Genomic DNA, 20,418 nt, shown 5'->3' with positions numbered 1-20,418 from the left:
CTTATTTGAAATAAAGGCATTAGAGATTTTATTTTTGTAAAATAATATAGTTGTATTTTAATTTAGATTTTCACAAACGCCCACTGTTGGTTGCGGCCTCCGGAGTAAGTCCATTGGTCTATTGCAACACCGTTATTGAGCGATGATCCCGAAACATCCAAAGCTTTTCCGCTATTTGCGTTAATGATCTTATAATATCCATTATCGGTTATCTGAATAGACCATTTTTGATTTGCACCACCGCTGTAATCCCATAGATCCACCTGTCCGCCATTAGCGGTGCTCCAGCCATAAACTTCCAAACACTTTCCGGTGGCATGCATAGGGGTTAATCTATAATAGCCTCCTCCTGCATCTTCTACTTTAAATTGCTGGTTTGCTCCCGCCAAATATTCCCATTGGTCGGCCTGTGTTTGATTAGCCGTTCCAAAGCCAGCGAATTCCAGAGCCTTAAAACTGTTTCTGCTGTAAATCTGATAAACTTGTCCAACCTGAATGGTTGAAGATGTTCCATTTTGCATTCCCTGTACTACAGCGGCTAAACCTTGTTGATCGGCTACTCCGTTAGCCTGCCTGTTAATGAGTCTGAACGCATTGTTTCCTGTCGATCCATCATCAAAATAAAATGGGCGTAAGCCGTATTGTAATGCCTGATGGGTAATATAGTTAAGATAGTACGCCCTGCCGGCAAGATGTAGTGTTAATGCATCTCCGGAAAGCGTTGTTAGCCGGCGGATCGCTCCATACTCTCCCAATATAACCGGAATGCCTTTATCAATGAACTTGGTCTTCATTAATGGAAACTCAGCAGGTGCATCTGACTCTTCACCCCAGGTGGCATTTCGTGAACCATCGGTTGTAGAATGATATCCACTGCCCCAATAATAAAACATATTCCCCCAACTTGCATCAGCGCTTAAACCAGCAAAGTTAAAGGGAGTATAATAGTGTACTTCAACCATCAGGCGATTGGATGCCGGATCTGTGGGAAGAGTGTTCATTAAAGTGTTCGAGTAATCTATATTGGTAGAGGGCCCCTGAATAATCAGCACCCGGTAACTGTTGTGGCCACCGGTTGACCTAACCGCATTAACAAACGTTTGATGATAAGAAAGCAGTACATTCATCCCTGTGGCGTCTGATACAGCAGGTTCGTTAGCACTGGCAAAGATCACATGTTCATCAAAACCACGCATTTGCGTGGCTATTTGCTCCCAAAAGGCCTTTTGTTTGGCATTAACTGCTGCCTGTGCGCTGGTGGTGCAATTGTTCTCCAGCCATCCGCCGTCCCAGTGGATGTTTAGTATAACATACAAACCGTCGTTAACGCAGTACTGAACAACCTGCTTAACTCTATCAAGCCATGTTTGCTGAATTTGGGCCGAGGTTTGATTTGCATACTGGTCCCAACTACAGGGGATACGGACGGCAGTAAAACCACTTTTTTTAACCTGATCGATAAGGGCCTGGGTCACCGTAGGATTACCCCATGCTGTTTCACCTCCTGTTGCCTCAAGTGTGTTGCCAATATTCCATCCTAACTGGAATTTTGTGGCGAGCTGAGCCGCCGTACTGCTTACCCCCGTTTGATCAGGCGGAAGAGGAGATGTGTTGTAACTTGGATAGCTGGTTATATCCAATGTCTTAACTGTTTTGGGAACAGGTTGCTTAACACCCTGGTCAACGATTGCCTGCTTCTTGCATCTTGTTAAGGTAAGAATTGCAAGGATGCACATAAAATAATTTAAAGTTCTCTTCATAAAAAATTGGTTTAATGACGACGTATAAATTTGTCGCGGTGAATAATTGGTTAAATGATTGGTTAATAGCGTTTTATGTGTCTGATAATCCTGGCGGATGAGCGTGTGTGTCTCGTTATTGCCCAGGTTTATACAAATGATATGATGTGCAGTTTTGTTGATAATAGCCTTCAGACAGGCAGTTGCTACAGAGACGGCATTTACTGCTTTCTGCAAAGTATAATGACCGCCTTTTACAACGGTTGTACTTATTAAAAAGGTCAATAATGAGGCAGTTGCTACTCCGCGTGGCGCAGAGTCTAACATTAGTTCCATTTTTCGATATGTATTACAGGCCTGAGCCGGTTTAATTGGTTAGATTTTATTTTCGCAAGGCAGGATAATTAATAAAACAAGGCATGTTTTTGATGAGTACCGGGTTTACTAATTGGTTGATAAAATTATTGAAGAAACAAATAACCGGTGAGGCACAAAGGTTAGAAAATAGGGTCTGAAATGTTAAAATTGTATAAAAATTATCAAATCTGTGCGGATTTTTATGTAGATAGCGGCGTCTGTACCGTTGATTATTTCTTAGGAAGGCTAAATAATCATAGGACTATGAAACAATTACTTGCTTTTGTTTAGAATAACATAGCGGGTCGGCGAAATTTTGAAGTAATGACTAAATGAAGATGAGAAATAAGCTCCGGAACTAAATCCAACCTTATAAGCGATCTCCGAGATATTATGATCACCGATTAGGAGCAATCCCGCCGCTTTTTTTAAACGGGTGATTCGAATAAACTCTTTAACTGACAGGCCCGTAACCACTTTTATTTTTCGGTAAGTTTGTGCCCGACTCATACCCATGGCTCGGGCAAAGTCATTAGCTTCAAAGGTAGAGTTACTTATATTTTGGTCAATAATTTCGTAAGCTTTTTTTAAGAGCATATCGTGGCTGCTAACAGATCCTGACTTAATTTGTGATTGATGAGATTCATTTAAGAATTTATTCAATAATAATTGTCGTGTTTTAACCAGGTTATTTACCCGCGCCCTTAAAATGCCAAAGCTAAAAGGTTTGGTTACATAATCGTCGGCGCCGTTTTTCAAGCCAATAAGTTGGCCTTTTTCGTCATCATAGCCTGTAATCAATACAATGGGTATGTGGTTTGTGCGCTCGTCTTTCTTTAATAATTTACACAATTCGATCCCATTAATTCCTGGCATTTGTATGTCGCTTATTATAATATCAGGTATCGATGCGATGCTCTTTTCGAACCCGACTAAGCCATTCTCTGAATCAATAACACGATAATCGCTCTTAAATTCATCCCTTATTTCCATCCGCATATCATAATTATCTTCAATAACATGCACCAGAGGTCTTTCCTCATCATAAGATGTTTTCAATAAAGAGTTATCCCTCAATGGGATATTGGCATTAATTTGAACACTCATAGGTAGGTTTACAGGCAGGACGCCTTGTTATTTATAAAGATAAAAATATTTCAGGTGTATTAAATACAATTATTTTAAGAATAATTTTTTAACTTAATTTTCTTTTAGCGGCCATCTGGTAATCGCATCATTCGCAATTTATATGAAAAAGATCGTCAAGTTCAGTATACTGCTTTATCTGATGTTTTGTGGCTGCAAAAAAGATCAGGTCGCAGCAGAGGATCTCCGGCAGGAAATGCTTAATGCTGTTAATACATTGAGGACTACAGGCTGCAACTGTGGTACTATTCATATGCCCCCTGTTCCGGTTGTTATATGGAATGATAAGCTACAGGTTGCCGCCCAGGCGCATGCAAAAGATATGGCCGTTAATCATTACTTTGATCATATAGCTCCAACAGGTTCGTCTCCAATCCAGAGAGCGCAGGAGGCCGGTTATACAGGCATGTATATCGGTGAAAATATTGGCAGCGGTTATAACAATGTTCAACAGGTAATTGATGCCTGGAAAAAAAGCGAAGACCATTGCAGGGCGATGATGGACAGTATGTACAGGGAATTAGGAGCTGCAAGGTATAGTACACTATGGGTTCAGGAGTTTGGAAGGTAAATGCCCTGATGTTATCAAAAGATCTGAGGTATACTAAGGATGTGGATGTTTATTATCTTGATGTTAAGTATAAGTTATAATTTGTTTGATCTGAGAAATTAGTGAAAGAAATTGAGTAATTAGTGAAAGTCTTTTGAATAACTATGGGTTTAATTTGGGAAACCAATAAACAAAAATCTAAAGTTATGAAAAAAGTATTTTTATTCCCGGTTATGGTCCTTGCAATGGTCGCATGCCGAAAAGAAGCTCAGTCTCCAACCCCAGACCCGGTTAGCACCAATGCCGAAGTGAAAGCCAATTGGTCGTCATCGGCACAATATGGTTCCTGGAATGCCGGCAGTGGTTATTATATCGAAAATAATATATGGGGAAGCGGAGCTGGTCCGCAAAGCATCTGGGCAAATTCATATAGTAACTGGGGCGTATGGGCAAATCATCCGAATACCAATGGTGTAAAATCCTATCCCAATGTAGATTATCCTGTTAATAGAACCTTTAGTGCCTTAAATACGGTGAAAAGTAGCTTTAACGTAACCGTACCCAGTAGTGGAAATTTTGAAAGTGCATATGATATATGGTGCAATAACTATGCTTATGAAATTATGATATGGGAAAATTGGCGTGGCGGCGCAAAACCAATTGCAGCCAGTTATGATGCCAATGGTAATCCGGTAGCGACTTATACCAATGTAACACCAACTTCGGGTGGCCCTACTTATACCGTGTATAAAGGCTCAAACGGATCAAATGCCGTATATTCCTTTTTAGATAATAGTCAAAAAACATCTGGAACAGTGAATATAAAGGATATATTGAATTTTATAAAAAGTAAAGGTGTGAATTTTACAACCCTTGATAAAGTTCAGTTTGGTTTTGAAATTACCTCATCAAGCGGCGGTCTTAATTTTACTTCTAATAGTTATTCGGCCACGGTGAATTAAATTACCTTATGGCGCAATAAAAAAGACCGGTATCATTACCGGTCTTTTTTTATATATAACTATCATTATTAGTTCCAGTCGCCACTAATGTCTTTTGCTACATTAGGATTGGCATTTTTTTCGGAAAAAGGAATGGGCAATAAAATATTCTTATCCTGGAAAGGTTGGGTGCCGTCTTCTGTTTGTCTTTCCGTATTGATCGTCTGTTTGGCAATTCCCCAGCGTATCAGGTCAAAATAACGAGATTGTTCGCCTGTTAATTCCAATTGTCTTTCACGCATCAGGATGGCCATCGCAGCTGATTGCCCACCCAATGAACTATATAATGGAGCGTTTACACTTGGTCTGCTACGCACCTGGTTAATCAGAGCCAAGGGCTGGCTACCTGTATTACCCTGCTGTATATAAGCCTCTGCAAGCATAAGCAGTACATCTGCATAACGGATCACCTGCCCGTTAATACCGCTTTGCGGACCGCCGTAACTTGCTACCTTATTGTAGTATTCATATTTTAAATATTTATACCCTGTTGTAGCGTATGGAAAGGCTACCGGCCCGGTTGAGCATTGCTGACAGTATTGTGTTTCACCACCACTGGCTGCATCGCCATAAAAAGTATAAGCTGCCCTTGGGTCAACATAGGTAGCATTGGTTTGGGGATTGGGGTATGTAAAAGCTTTAACAGCTGTAGTTGTAATGTACGTATTATTCCAGTCGTTAAAGCCGTATTCCTGCGCCCGGGCAGAATGGGTTGCTTTTCCTCCCCATGTTTCCTGGCCACCAAAGGGAGCATACTGGTTACCGATACCCCAATCGGTCCAGGCTTGATTCATTACCTGGAAAATGGTTTCCGGATTTTTGCCAGGGTCATTTTGATTAGGATCGTCAAACAGATCATTATATTGAGCCGCCAATGAATAACTAAACGGGGCCTGAGTCAGTTTCGTTAGTTCAGTAACCGCATCGCTCCATTTTTTTTCATACAGGTATGATTTACCAAGCAGTGCAACAGCAGTTCCCCTGGTAGCGCGACCGAAACTGGCCGTGGGGTAAGAAACAGGGAGATCAGTTTCCGCATCTTTCAGATCCTGTTCAACAAAGGCCCATATATCGGCAGTAGCAGCACGGGGCAGATTGATCTGGTCTGGCGTTGGCAGCGGAATGTATTCTTTACGCAAGGGCACCCGGCCATACAAATTAACCAGATTAAAATAAGCATAAGCCCTTAAAAATTTAGCTTCGGCAATGTATTGCTTTTGGTTTGCTTGTTCGGTTGTGTTAGCCGGTTTCCAGGCTTGAGCGCGGTTAATCACCACATTTGATCGCATGATGAGGCGGTACAGCGACGACCACATGGCATCCAACTGCGGTTGATTAGGGGCGAAGTTATATTGTGCAAGGGCCAAAAGATCACCTTGCAGTGGTTGTGCATTTTTGGCATCATAGCCTAGCAAATCAAAAATATAATACCATTCACGGGCCCATAAACCGGTATGTAATAAGGTAGCATAGCTGGCTATAACGGCTTGATTTATAGCTGCATCACTGGTGAAATAGGTATCATAAGTAAATGCGCTTTTATTTTGTAAATTCAAATCCTTCTTACATCCCCCGGTCGCGATCATTAAAATCACAACTATCAGATACTTAATATATTTTTTCATAATTATATCTTTAATATTTTTCATCATTAAAACCCAACTTGTATACCCGCTAAAAATGTACGTGGCTGTGGTATCTGCCCGTCATCAATGCCCCGGTTAAATATATAGTCGGTAGCTGCACCGTTAACGCCACCATTGGTTTGCGTACTTACTTCTGGGTCATATCCTTTATATCCGGTTATAGTAAATAAGTTTTGCGCAGCAATATAAACCCGCAACCTGCTCAATACATTACCCGAGAATGACTTCAGGGCTGCTTTGGTAAAAGTATAACCTAAAGTAATGTTGCGTGCCCGCAGGTAGGAGCCATTTTCAACAAAAAAGTCAGAAGGTCTCAAATTGCCAGTTGCCGTAACATTCTGGCCTGCCCGTGGCAAGGAGGCAACATCGCCCGGTTTTTCCCATCTGTTTAAAATTGCTGTAGAAGCGTTATGCCCGGTTGAGGCGTTTTCGGTGAAGAATTTAAGCGAGTTAACTAATTGAACTCCCTGAACGCCGGAGATAACGATGTTCAGATCGAAGTTTTTGTAGGAAGCGCCTGCATTAAAACCATATATAAACTTGGGAATGGAACTGCCCAGTACTTTTTGGTCTTTACTATCAACGGTACCGTCGTTGTTCAGGTCTTTGAATATAAAGTCGCCGGGTAATAAACCTGCCTGATATACGGCATTTGGATCACCTGTTTTTTGCCTGGCAGTGGCATTCAACGCGTCAATTTCTGCCTGATTCCTGGCTACATGATCCATCTTGTACCCGTAAAAAGCGCCAATAGGCGAGCCTGGTTGTGTTAAGGTGATGCCATTTAAGTTGTCAAAGTATCCCCCGATGATTGGCGTTGGCGATTGGGTACCCAGTGATAAGGTTTTGTTTTGGTTATAAGCACCATTTACACTGACATTGTAATTGAAGTCGTTAACCTTGCCCCGGTAAGCCACCTGAAATTCGAAGCCTTTATTTTGGGCATTAGCAGCATTGGTAACTAACCTGCTGTCAATTCCATTCAATCCACCTATACCGACACTTGTTGGTATTGGAATAGCAACCAATAAGCCACTGCTTTTCCGGTTATAATAATCAAGAGCCACAGTAAGTTGATTGTTCAGGAAACCAAGATCAAGCCCGATATCTGTTTGATCTGTTTGTTCCCATCTTAATAACGGGTTTGCAATGGTGGCTACTGTTGTTCCGTTTACAAATGCTTCATTCTGACCAAGCGAATAAACCAGGTTGCCGGTTGGAGTACCACTAAAGGTGAATACTTGTGTAGTGGTTAAACCAAACTTGTTATTACCAGTACGGCCCCAGCCTATACGTAATTTACCGTCGCTGATAAATGGAAGTGCCGATTTTACGAAATCCTCTTCGGTAAAGCGCCATGCAAAGCCTGCTCCCGGGAAGTTACCATAGCGGCTTTGAGGACCAAAGTTTGATGAGCCATCACGACGGATGCTACCTGACAGTATATAACGATCATTAAATGTATATATCAAACGACCATAATAGGAGATAGCCCGGCCAAATTGTGTATAATAACCTGATGTATTAGCCTGGCTGGTGATGGTTGGTGCTACGCCTATATCTTTGACGTTATCATTTAACATTCCAGTACCTAATACGCTCAGGTATTTACTTGATCCCGCATCAATATAACTGGTACCGGCTGTTGCCGATATATTGTGCTTTCCAAAAGTACGGTTATACGACAGATAGTTTTCAAAAGTATAATTATTGTAACTGTTAAATGCACGACCCGCCTGGCGGCTATAGGCCAGGTTGTTTGAAGTTACATAAGGTATCTGGTATGAATCATTTGTGGAATTGCCATATACCCCTGCCAACTGCGACCTGAGCGTTAAGCCTTTGATAATATTTACTTCGCCAAAAAACTGTGGATATAAGACCAGATCGTTGCTTGATAGTGTTTGAACGCCCAATGATTGTAATGGATTGACAGCGTTACTGTTGTCATCAACGTTGGTGAGGATGGAGTAGCCCCCTAAAATAGATGGATCATATATAGGCTGGTATGGTGCATATGTAATTGCATTAAGTATGCTGGCTGTTTGGCCATTGGTATTGGTATAACGCACATTAAGACTTTGGCCGAAATGGAAACGCCCGAGCTTTTCGTCTAACGAAAAACGGCTGTTTAATCTTTTCAGATTATAATCCTTAACAATAGCTTCCTGGGTTAGATAGCCTATCGACAGATTATATGTCACTTTATCACTGCCGCCATTAACGCTTACATTATTTTGGGTAGATAAAGCCGTTTTGAAAATAGCTTTTTGCCAGTCGGTACGATCAACCGATACAAAAGGGGTACTTAGTTTGGCCGGAGGCGTAAGGTTATTAGTAGCGGCTATATCTTTTAGGAGAGCAACATAATCGTTTGCTTTAAGCAGATCGAGTTGCTTCCAGGCCGATGAAGTACCGACCTGCGAGTCAAATGATATTTGCGGAGTACCACTTTTCCCTTTTTTTGTAGTCACTATAACTACACCATTTGCGGCGGCTACACCATAAATAGCAGTAGATGCCGCATCTTTTAAAATGGTAATATTCTCAATGTCCTGTGGATTGATGGTGTTAAAAAGATTGGCATCGCCTTGTATGCCATCAATTACATACAATGGCTCCACATTAGTAAATGAGCCTGTACCGCGTACAATGATCTGGGCATTTGAGCCTGGGGTGCCGTTTGAATTTAACACCTGAACACCAGAGGCTTTACCAATAAGCAACTGTGCTGCACTTGTATTGGTATTGGCACCCGCATCTTTAGCGGCTACTACATTTACTGATCCTATTAAATCCTTTTTCCGGGCCGTACCATAACCAATAACCACTACTTCATTAAGGGCTTTACTGTCACTCTGGAGCTTTACATTAATTACTGTTTTTCCGTTTAATTTAATTTCCTGCCTGGTGAAGCCTATAAAGGAAAACACCAGGGTAGCATCTTCGGGTACATTAAGGGAGTAAGAACCATCAACACCGGTAATGATGCCATTCTGTTTTCCTTTTTCGACTATTGTAACACCGGGAAGCGGGCTATTATCATCGGCCGATGTAACTATTCCTTTAATGGTGGTAGTTTGGGCCATAACAGGCAGAGCGCTAATGGACACCAGTAGTAGAAGCAAGTGCCGCAATCTTGCTGGTCTTAACAATCTTGTTAAATTGGTAATTTTAATTCTCATAATTTGATTTTGACTTGATATTTATAAATTGTTTAAATAACAATAATAAAAGCGAACAATGAACGCAATCGATTGTAATGTAAGGCCGATAGGACTCCTCACGATTGTACATTTTGAGAAATGGATTGTTGGCTTATTATTGACCGCTAAAAATAATCTTTATGAAGTAAGCTTAAAGGGCATTTTTGTTAATAAATAGGGATACAAATGTTTCCCAAGTAATCACTAGCAGCCATTTTTTGCTTTTTTACAGATGAAAGCATTATCATCGATGCTGCACTTTAGACTTAATTAATTGTTTTAATAACATTTATAAAAATGCAGTATGATGTATAATTGAAGCACTGATTATGCCGATGATGGTATTTATAAATACTGATTCATTTTATGCCATTCTTAATTGAGTTTCCATGTACCGGAGGAATCGGCGGCCTGTCGTTAATATGGCATAACGGTTTTGCGCTAATGATTAAAGCCAACCTGGAATATTTGTTTTTTATAGGTACTGGGCGACATGCTGGTTAACTTTTTGAAGGCTTTAGAAAAATAAGATAAATTATCAAACCCCGTTTGTGTGCAGATTTCCGAATAAGACATTCTGCTCGTCGCCATCAGGTACTGAGCACGCTCAATACGCTTTTCGTTAATATAATTCAAGGGCCTGGTTCCCGTATGCTGTTTAAACTGCCTTGAAAAATAATCAACATTTTGATTAACGCGGGAAGCGAGATGACGAACGGAAAGATCCATGTGCAAATTGACAAGAATATAATTTAAGGTTTCCGCGATTTTTAGCGGGATAATTTTACGCTCCGGATGTTTGAATAGCTGGGGATTCAGGAATTTGGCGGTTAACATCATCAGAATACCCTGTGTTTCCAGGTATGCCGAAGTGTTTTGTTGATTATTAAGCTCTTGGTATTCTTTGTAATAAATGTCTTTCTCATAAACTTTAGGGTTGTCAGACCTGTTAATTCCCCTTCCGGGATTAATTTGAAGCAATCTGTTAAAAAGGTTAACATCCATTTCGGTGGCCTCTGTTTTCAATAAAGTCCTGTTATTAGCAAAAAGTGAACTTCCGTCGATCGAATCCTCGAAAAATTGAACAAAGTACTGCCCAAGATAATGATTACAGGTTAGGTTACATAAGGTGAAGCTCGGAATGATATACAGATAGCCAGGTTCAAGTTTTAATGAGCTGTCTGCATCTGATATTTCACCCCCGCCATCGTCGATATAATAAATCCGGTAATAGGGGCTGATAACATTCCTGTAATTCCATTTCGAGTCAAGCTTTACATAGTCAACGTTAAGAAGTGAAAATGTATGCTGTAGGTTTCTTTTGATCATTTGGATTGCAAATATGCAAATTGCCAGAATATATATAAATGTATATGAATGATTTAAATGTAGTAAAGTCGGGTTTTTACAAAAAAAAGTCCATTTCAGTCAAGTTTTAAAAGATCTGTTACTGTAGGTTTGAATCAACCAATATAAAGAAGTAGCCCTCTGAATAATTCATTTGATGACCTTACATTTTGCAGGCCATGCTGTTTGGCATTGATAGGATTCGTTAAGACAGCTAAAGGGAGGTGATAGATATATATGGAAAGAAGAGCTTCGATCAAATGGGGCAGATCTTAATTCTACCGTTATGCTTTTCAATAGGGGCCGTCCGCATCCGGGAGCTGCCTGAATTAGTGATGCCGGTTTAGGTACTATCAAGACTATGATTGAAAAGTCATCAATGATAATAATTGTAATGGTTGGCTTAGCTATTTTAATAGTTGTAAATCAATTACAACCATACTCATATATAAAGTATTTTGGATTTATATATCTAAAATTTGATATTTACCGAATCCATATCTGAAAAAACTTCCGTAAATTACCGAAAGCCTATTCTATTAATTGAGTTTATGAATACCCCGACCGTCCAAAATCCATGAGATATAAAATACCCTTAGGCGTTTTAGTCCTCCTATTTACCATTTCTGCTGTTTTTGCACAAAATAGCAAATATCAGTTTTCGCAATTGAACAGAAGCAGTGGTTTGTCACATAATCAGGTTAACTGTATTTTTAAGGATTCTGAGGGTTTTATGTGGTTTGGTACCGCATCTGGTCTTAATCGCTACGATGGTTACACCTTTAAAGTATTTAAGCACGATGCTAATGATAAAAAATCTCTTCTTGATGATTTTATAACCAATATTTTTGAAGGACCGGACAAAAAGCTATGGGTATCAACCCGCAGTGGATTAAGTTTTTATGATTCCGAAACAGAACAGTTCAACAATGACCCGTCGTTGATGACCAAATCTCTAAAGCTCCCCAGTTATCCCAATGTTTCTAAAATAATCCACGGCGGAAAAGGCGACTTTTGGTTTGTGTGTCCAGATTCTGGTCTTTACCGGTATAGTGAATTAAGCAAAACAACCAGGCGGTATGATCATCGTTCCAGTACATCTTTATATTCAAATCATGTGTCGGATATTACGCAAGATGTGGCCGGTAATATCTGGATAGCTTACCGCGACGGTGTGGTAGAGAAGTTTGATGTCAAGCGCAAGGCAATTACTTATCGTGCCAATATCGTTAATAAAGCCGCCAACAATAAGGATGGTTACTATGCCATAACAGTTGATAAGGATAACGATCTATGGTTGTATAGCCCTAATTTAGATTCGGGTGTCTATTATTATAGCCCTTCCACTGGAGTATTCCGACATATTACAAAAGAATCGGAAGGGGCAAAACTAAAATCTAACATTGTCAATAATATTGTTCAGGCGGATGACGGCCTGATATGGATAGCCACAGATCATGGTGGGATAAGCATATTAGATAAAAAAAGTTCCAGGATCACTTACTTATTAAACAGGGAAGATGATGCCAAATCATTAAGACAAAATAGTGTGATCCTTTATAAAGATGATACTGGTATTATGTGGACAGGCACTTTCAAGGAAGGAGTAAGTTATTATCATAAAAATATAATCAGGTTTCCACTCTACAGACACTTTGCTTCGGATCCTGGAAGTTTGCCTTTTGAGGATGTCGATACGTTTGTTGAAGATAAGAATGGCAATCTGTGGATCGGCACAAATGGAGGGGGGCTGATCTACTTTAATCGTAAAATAGGCAGCTTTAAGCAATATAAATACGATGCGGCGAACTCAAACAGCCTCAGTAATGATATTATTGTTAGTTTATGCATTGATCATGAGCAGAAACTATGGATAGGAACGTACTTTGGCGGACTGGACTGTTTTGACGGAAAAAACTTTACCCACTATAAGCATGACGATAAGGTAGTGACCAGCCTTGCTGATAACCGGGTATGGAATATTCTTGAAGATTCTTCTCACCGGTTATGGATAGGCACATTTGCAGGCGGACTTCAATTATTTGACCGGTTGAAAAAAACGTTCTCTCTTCCATTTAAACAAACGGATATCAGGAGCCCGTACATATCTTCTATCCTTGAGGACAGAAAAGGCAATATTTGGGTAGGGGGATATTTTGGCGTAGATGTGATCTTGAAAAATACAGGCCACATAACTCATTACAGCAATAGTCCCAGGAGCACAAACCATTTAATTAGCAATAATGTAAATCGTATCTGCGAGGACAGTCGCGGCCTGATCTGGATAACAACGCGTGAAGGATTGAGCATTCTGAATCCAGCAACAAACGTTTTTATTTCACTTACTAAGAAAAACGGACTGCCCGACAATTCTATATTGGATATACTGGAGGACAATCAGGGGAGGATTTGGTCAAGCACCGCGAACGGATTGAGTAGGATAACACCTACACTATTTAAGGATACGTACACCTTTAGATTTGAAAACTTTGATGAAACCGACGGACTGCAAGGCCAGGAGTTTAATATACACGCGGCCCTGAAAACCAGCAAAGGCGAGTTAATATTCGGAGGAGGGCATGGCTTTAATATTTTCAACCCTTTAAGTATACATGCCAACGTCAATAAACCGAAATTGATTTTTACCGACTTTCTGCTCTTTAATAAAAGCATAAAGGCTAACGAAGAGCTTAATGGACATATCGTATTGTCAAAAGCAATTTCGGCAACACGGGAATTGACACTAAATCATAGCGAGAATGTTTTTACCATTGAATTTGCCGCGCTGAATTTTTTCAATCCGAATAAGGTAAAGCACCAATATATGATGGAAGGTTTTGATAAGGACTGGCTGGATGCAGATAATGCTACACGTAAGGCTACCTATACCAATCTTGACGGCGGCGATTATATTTTTAAAGTAAGGGCTATAAGTCAGGAGGGGAGATGGGATCCGGATTATGTATCGTTAAAAATTAAAGTGTTGCCGCCTTTCTGGAAATCTACGTTAGCTTATATTATTTATTTATTACTCTTCATTGGAATTCTTTTTTTGATGCGTCAGCGAGGAATACAAAAAATAAGAAGGCAATTTGCGGTTGAAAAGGAAAAACAAGAAGCAAAGCTGTTGATTGAGCATGAGCGCCAGGAAGCCAGGCGTATGCACGAACTTGATATGATGAAAATCAAGTTTTTTACCAATGTAAGTCATGAATTCAGAACCCCCTTATCGTTAATCATGGCCCCGGTTGATAAAATTTTGAAGTATACGGAAGATGTTGAACAAAAGAATCAGCTGCAACTGGTAAACCGTAATGCCAAACGCTTATTAAACCTGGTTAACCAGTTGCTTGATTTCCGAAAAATGGAAGTGCAGGAGCTCCGGTTGCATGCCCGGAGCGGGGATATTATCGGTTTCATTAAGGAAATGGCATACTCCTTCTCTGACATTGCAGAGAAAAAACAGATCCGGTTTATGTTTGATTCGGAAGTTGAAAAGCTGGTGATCAACTTTGATCATGATAAGATAGAGCGGATCATCTTTAACCTGCTTTCCAACGCATTTAAATTTACACCAGAGGGCGGGTATGTAAGCGTTTTACTGGCAGTGCTTGAAAAAACACCGGAAAAGCACTTGCTGGAGATAAAGATTATTGATACTGGTATTGGGATCCCATTGGATAAGCAGGAAAAGATATTTGAACGCTTTTTTCAGAATGAAGTACCCGACTCTATGGTTAATCAGGGCAGTGGCATAGGTTTGTCAATCACCAGGGAGTTTGTAAATTTGCATAATGGCCAAATATCAGTAGAAAGCGAACCGGGACAGGGCAGCTATTTTACTATCCTGCTGCCTGTTGATTTAATCACAGAAGCAGCGGAACAAATACCTTATAATCAAGTGGATATACCAGAGTTGTCCAAAACCGGAGATGAAGGATGGGCTCAACCCGCCACTGGTCTGGCTAAAAAACTCACTGTTTTACTGGTTGAGGATAATGAAGACTTCCGTTTTTATTTGAAGGACAATTTAAATGAGACTTTTCAAATTATTGAGGCTGCTAATGGCAAGGAAGGCTGGCAAAAAACCTTAGCCCTGCATCCTAACCTCGTAGTTACCGATATCAGCATGCCCGAAATGAGCGGCATCGACCTTTGCCGAAAAATACGAAATGATAAACGGACATCGCATATCCCCGTTGTACTGCTTACCGCAATAACCGGCGAGGAGCAGCAATTGGAGGGGCTTGAAACCGGTGCCAATGACTACCTGACCAAGCCTTTCAATTTCGAGATCCTCTTATCGAAACTGAAAAATATACTGGCCATACAGGAGGATATGCGCAAGACTTATCAAAAACAGCTCGATGTTAAGCCAACGGATGTAGAGACCGAATCGTTTGATGAAGTATTTATCAAAAGGGCATTACAGCTTATTGAGAAGAATATTGACAATGCCGATTTTTCGGTAGAAGAACTGAGCAGTGAATTGTGTGTTAGCCGGGTTACGCTTTATAAAAGAGCCCTGGCATTAACAGGAAAATCACCGGTAGAACTCATCCGGTCTATTCGCCTCAAACGTGCAGCTCAATTGCTGGAGAGTTCACAACTAACCATATCGCAGATATCGTACAAGGTTGGCTTTAAAAGCCAGAAATATTTTGTGCGATCTTTTAAAGCCGAATTTAATTGCCTCCCGTCAGCATATGTCAGTAATAAAAATAATCAGCACCCAAATGAAGCCCGGTAACGGAAGCTGATATAGCAAATCAGTCTTTGACTTCACCATAGTTTAGGCCATATTTGTTAACGCTTTCAATTGGGTTTTAAGCCGCTATGTTAATTTAATTTCAAGTTTTGCGTATTAATAAACTGTAAATCAATCTGTTGATTTGGATTAACATTTGTGCCCCCATTTCTAAACAATCGATTGCGTATCGATATCTTAATTTTAAACTCATAAAACCAATACCGAATCTTTATCACCTCATGCCATGAGGTGTTAGATCATTGGTCAAGATCAATTTATAAACCTGTTTAATTAATACTATGTTAAAACGAGTACTACTAAGTACGTACGCTATTTTTTTGGCTGCTTTTGTTATGCCTGCTGATGCCCGACACATTGGTGAAAAGGTAATGAAGGATACAGCTAAGATCAGCAGCATTTATCCCTCGTATAATACGTCACCCAAAGCACCTGATAAAACAGGAATGGGCAATACGGCAGTGCAGCAGGCTGAAAATATAAAGCTGGGTTGGAACATTGGAAACACGATGGAAGCCACTGGCGGAGAAATGGGTTGGGGTAACCCTTTAATTACAGAAGACTATATTAAATTTGTAAAGCGGAGCGGGTTTAACGCTATTCGCATCCCTTGTGCATGGGATCAATATGCAGATAAAAAAAGCGCCAAAATACAGGATGCATGGCTAAAACGGGTGAAACAGGTGGTTGGGTATTGTGTAAAAAATGATATCTATGTTTTACTTAATATTCATTGGGATGGCGGCTGGTTGGAAAATAACTGCACGCTTCTTAAAAGGGATTCTGTCAATGCCAGGCAAAAAGCATTTTGGGAACAGATAGCAACAACTATGCGCGATTTCGATGGGCATCTGATGTTTGCAAGTGCCAATGAACCCAGCACGAATGATCCGGTTCAAATGGCAGTATTGCTTTCCTATCATCAAACGTTTATTAATGCAGTAAGGTCAACCGGGGGTAGGAATAGTTATCGGGTATTGATTGTTCAGGGCCCCGGTACTGATATTACCAAAACAAACAAGCTGATGTCTGCCCTGCCGGCTGATCAGATTGCCGGTCGGTTGATGGTAGAGGTACATTATTATTCTCCTTTTAATTTTTGCCTGATGGAGAAAGACGAATCATGGGGTCATATGTTTTATTATTGGGGAAGTGGTCATCATTCGCTATCAGATACTACCAGAAATCCGACCTATGGAGAAGAAGCAGAGGTAAAGAGTGCGTTCCAATTAATGAAGGCAAAATTTGTGGATAAAGGCATCCCCGTTTTAATGGGGGAATACGGCGCCTACAGACGAACTACCCCTAAAGATCTGACGGCCCATCATAACGCAGTGGATTATTGGATAAAATTTACAACTCAACAAGCCATAACCAATGGCCTTAAACCATTTTTTTGGGACACCGGTGTTGCCATCGATAGACGTAATAATAAAGTGCTTGATCAACGCACCATTAAAGCTATTATAGCTGGCGCCAATTAAAGATTTACCAGGATAATCATATCCGCGAACGATCAGATACCCGCGGATCTGCTATCAATATTCGTATTAAATAATCTTATTCAAATTCATGTTTACAGAAATGAAGTCTACCCATTTTTTTTATTTTTTGATATTGTTTTTTGCAGTTTTTTCGGAACCCACCATGGCCGGGAATAAGGAACCACTTGCCGTAAAACGCGAACATCTATCCATGGATAACGATTGGCGGTTTGCTTTGGGCCATGCTTATGATCCCTCCAAAGATTTTTACAATGGTACCGGTGGTTTCTCTTACTTAGCTAAAACAGGGTACGGAGACGGTGCCGCATCACCGGAATTTGATGACCGGGGCTGGCGTAAGATAAATTTGCCGCATGATTGGGCCGTTGAACAGCCCTTTAGTCCAAAGGGTACTTTAAGCCATGGTTCAAAGGCAATAGGCCGTAACTTTCCAGAGGCCAGCGTGGGCTGGTATCGTAAAACTTTTGTTGTCCCGGCTGCTGATTTGGGTAAGCATATCTCCATCGCATTCGATGGTGTTTTTCGTAACAGCATAGTTTGGATTAACGGTCATTATTTGGGTACAGAACCCAGCGGTTATAATAGCTTTGAATATGATATCTCGGAATATTTAAACTATGGGGGGAATAACGTTATCGCTGTACGTGCTGATGTAACCATCGAAGAAGGTTGGTTTTATGAAGGCGCCGGGATATATCGCCATGTTTGGCTCAATAAAACAGACCAATTACATATTGCTACTAATGGAACGTTTGTTACCAGCCAGGTGAAAAACAATACCGCCGATGTTACAGCAACAGCCAACATTGTTAATGCCGATAAAGAAACGAGAAGTTTTAGCATAACACAAACTATTGTTGATGCTGATGGGAAGACCCTTGCGACAAACAAGGTCACTGGGCTCACTTTAAAGCCCTTTTCATCGCAGGATGTGAAAAGCATTTTAACAGTTAACGATCCTCGGCTATGGTCGATAGAAACGCCTTACCTCCATCGGCTGGTGACTACGGTTGAGGAGAACGGAACAGTTACTGATCGTTATGCAACAGCTTTTGGGATACGTACCATCAGGTTTGATGCAAACGAGGGCTTTTTTCTGAATGGGAAGCATGTTAAAATAAAAGGAACCAATAATCACCAGGATCATGCCGGTGTGGGCGCTGCTTTGCCCGATGCTTTACAGGAATTTCGGATTCGTACGTTGAAAAGTATGGGTTGCAATGCTTATCGTTGCTCGCATAATCCACCAACACCCGAACTGTTGGACGCCTGCGATAGGTTAGGTATGTTGGTTATCGATGAAAACCGCTTAATGGGTGTAGCCTCAACCGAGTTGAATGATGTGAAGCGGATGATCCTGCGAGATCGAAACCATCCCAGTATCATCAGCTGGTCAATAGGGAACGAAGAGTGGGGCATTGAAGGGAATATTACCGGGGCGCGTATAGCCGCTACAATGCAGGCCTTTGCCAAATCTATTGATTCGAGCCGTTATATCACTGCGGCAATAAGTGGTGGCATTGGCAATGGAATATCAACAGTAATAGATGTGCTGGGCTATAATTATGTAGCAACTAAAAATACCGACGAACAACATAAAAAGTATCCCAACCAGTTTAGCTGGGGTACCGAGGAAGGATCGACAGTGGCCTCACGAGGGATTTATGAAGATGATATGGGCAAGCAGCAACTTGTTGCATACGACAGAAAGCAAAACGACTTTTTTTATAGCCTGGAGCAAGGTTGGAAACATTATGCGGCGCGGCCTTACCTGGCGGGAATGTTTATATGGTCGGGTTTTGATTACCGCGGCGAGCCTACACCGTTTGGATGGCCTTCGGTAGTATCCTATTTTGGTATGGTTGATGCCTGTGGCTTTCCTAAAGACGATTACTATTATTTAAAATCATGGTGGACGGATCAAACCGTAGTACATCTGCTGCCACACTGGAACTGGCAAGGTAAGGAAGGCCAGGAAATAAGGGTATGTGCTTATAGTAATTGTGACGAGGTGGAACTTTTATTAAATAAAAAAAGCCTGGGTAAAAAAACAATGGAGCCAAACGGACATTTGGAATGGCAGGTTAAATATCAGCCTGGAACACTGGAAGCCATTGGCTATAAAAAAGGTGTAAGAGTAGGGCAGGACGTTGTTAAAACTACCTTATTACCCACTCAGGTGAAATTGCTGGCTGACCGGCAGGTGATCAAAGCCGACGGAAGGGATATTACCGTTATTACCGTACAAGCTACGGATAAAAACAAACTGAATGTGCCAACGGCCGAAAATGAGATCGGTTTTTCCATCAATGGCCCTGGTAAAATTATAGGTGTAGGAAATGGAAATCAAACCTCACTTGAGCCGGATCAATATGTGGAACAGATCAACCTGGTTAACATCAGTAATTTAAAGGAAAAGTTTGTCGAAGAATTAAATGTGAAGACCGAAGTAGCGGCGGACTATGATGACACTGGCTGGCAAGCCGCTTTTAAAGATACCCGGGATGATGAATTTGGCCGAAAGGTAAAAGCGATAGTTTACAGGGCTGGCTTCACTATGCCCGCTGATTTTGCTACCGCAACCACTACCTTTTTTAGTAAAAATATTGGCAAGCTGCAAAGCATTTATATTAACGGTAAAGAAATTGGGCATGAAATCAAAGAAAGTGATGGAAAACAGGAGTTTAAGCTTGATGCCTCATTGCTGCACCCTGGCACCAATACGATAGCTATTGTGGCTACGCCATTGCTTAAAGCAAATATCTGGGCGAGTGTTAATACAGATCCCGGTTTAATTCAACTGGTTTATCCTCCGGCACCATATAAACGGAAATTGTTTAACGGGTATGCCCAGGTTATCGTACAATCGACCGGGCAGCCGGGAACTATAATTTTAAAAGCAGGGTCGCCGGGGTTAAAAGAATCAGTTGTGGAGATTTCAACTAAATAATGTTAAAACCTAAAGAAATGAATATTATGAAATATACGATTGCCTGTATAATGGTGTTTTTGGTGGCTGGCGGAGTTTCGGCACAAAGCAAAAGCGAGGCGGCGCTTACCACGAAGATCAACCGCGTCATCAGGAAAATGACGCTGGAAGAAAAAATAGGGATGCTGCATGGCAACGCTTTGTTTTCTTCAGGGGGCGTACCA

General features: G+C 40.9%; 10 protein-coding genes. 5 read left to right on the top strand and 5 right to left on the bottom strand.

Annotated features, from left to right (window positions below):
- Positions 1–62: 62 nt before the first annotated feature.
- Together AB6735_RS20445 and AB6735_RS20440 are read right to left on the bottom strand one after the other, a co-directional pair.
- A complete protein-coding gene (locus tag AB6735_RS20445) occupies positions 63–2,075 on the bottom strand; it encodes a cellulase family glycosylhydrolase (RefSeq protein WP_370997906.1) in 2,013 nt (670 codons plus the stop codon).
- Between the two features lie 294 nt (positions 2,076–2,369).
- Positions 2,370–3,155 carry a response regulator gene (locus AB6735_RS20440; protein ID WP_370997905.1) on the bottom strand — a complete coding sequence of 262 codons (786 nt, stop codon included), beginning with the start codon at positions 3,153–3,155 and terminating at the stop codon, positions 2,370–2,372.
- Positions 3,156–3,345: 190 nt separating this feature from the next.
- Between AB6735_RS20440 and AB6735_RS20435 the strand changes: the two genes are divergently transcribed.
- Both AB6735_RS20435 and AB6735_RS20430 read left to right on the top strand, forming a co-directional pair.
- Positions 3,346–3,813 carry a CAP domain-containing protein gene (locus tag AB6735_RS20435; protein ID WP_370997904.1) on the top strand — a complete coding sequence of 156 codons (468 nt, stop codon included), beginning with the start codon at positions 3,346–3,348 and terminating at the stop codon, positions 3,811–3,813.
- Between the two features lie 185 nt (positions 3,814–3,998).
- The gene (locus tag AB6735_RS20430; RefSeq protein WP_370997903.1) at positions 3,999–4,754 is read left to right on the top strand and encodes a hypothetical protein; all 756 of its coding nucleotides are present in this window, start codon (positions 3,999–4,001) and stop codon (positions 4,752–4,754) included.
- A gap of 68 nt (positions 4,755–4,822) precedes the next feature.
- On the opposite strand, the gene AB6735_RS20425 is transcribed toward AB6735_RS20430, so the two are convergent.
- The 3 genes from AB6735_RS20425 to AB6735_RS20415 all read right to left on the bottom strand — a co-directional run bounded on the left by AB6735_RS20425 (position 4,823) and on the right by AB6735_RS20415 (position 10,974).
- Positions 4,823–6,418, bottom strand: a complete 1,596-nt coding sequence (locus tag AB6735_RS20425; RefSeq protein WP_370997902.1) for a RagB/SusD family nutrient uptake outer membrane protein — start codon at positions 6,416–6,418, stop codon at positions 4,823–4,825.
- A 26-nt stretch (positions 6,419–6,444) separates the two neighbouring features.
- Positions 6,445–9,528 carry a SusC/RagA family TonB-linked outer membrane protein gene (locus tag AB6735_RS20420; RefSeq protein WP_370997901.1) on the bottom strand — a complete coding sequence of 1,028 codons (3,084 nt, stop codon included), beginning with the start codon at positions 9,526–9,528 and terminating at the stop codon, positions 6,445–6,447.
- A 558-nt stretch (positions 9,529–10,086) separates the two neighbouring features.
- Positions 10,087–10,974 (bottom strand): helix-turn-helix domain-containing protein, encoded by an 888-nt coding sequence (locus tag AB6735_RS20415; protein ID WP_370997900.1) that lies wholly within the window; start codon positions 10,972–10,974, stop codon positions 10,087–10,089.
- Positions 10,975–11,569: 595 nt separating this feature from the next.
- Here AB6735_RS20415 and AB6735_RS20410 point away from each other — a divergent pair.
- The 3 genes from AB6735_RS20410 (at position 11,570) to galA (ending at position 20,215) form a co-directional block, all read left to right on the top strand.
- Positions 11,570–15,742, top strand: coding sequence for a two-component regulator propeller domain-containing protein (locus tag AB6735_RS20410; protein ID WP_370997899.1), 4,173 nt, complete (start codon positions 11,570–11,572; stop codon positions 15,740–15,742).
- Between the two features lie 299 nt (positions 15,743–16,041).
- Complete coding sequence (locus tag AB6735_RS20405) at positions 16,042–17,244, top strand: glycoside hydrolase family 5 protein (protein WP_370997898.1); 1,203 nt, start codon at positions 16,042–16,044, stop codon at positions 17,242–17,244.
- 100 nt (positions 17,245–17,344) lie between these two features.
- Entirely contained in the window at positions 17,345–20,215 is a 2,871-nt protein-coding gene (gene galA / locus AB6735_RS20400) for a beta-galactosidase GalA (protein WP_370997896.1), read from the top strand.
- The last annotated feature ends 203 nt before the right edge of the window (positions 20,216–20,418 follow it).

The sequence above is a fragment of the Mucilaginibacter sp. RCC_168 genome (assembly GCF_041355315.1).
Classification (GTDB): Bacteria; Bacteroidota; Bacteroidia; order Sphingobacteriales; family Sphingobacteriaceae; genus Mucilaginibacter.
The sequence above is the reverse complement of the archived record's forward strand: the minus strand, read 5'-3'. Positions and strand labels throughout refer to the sequence as shown.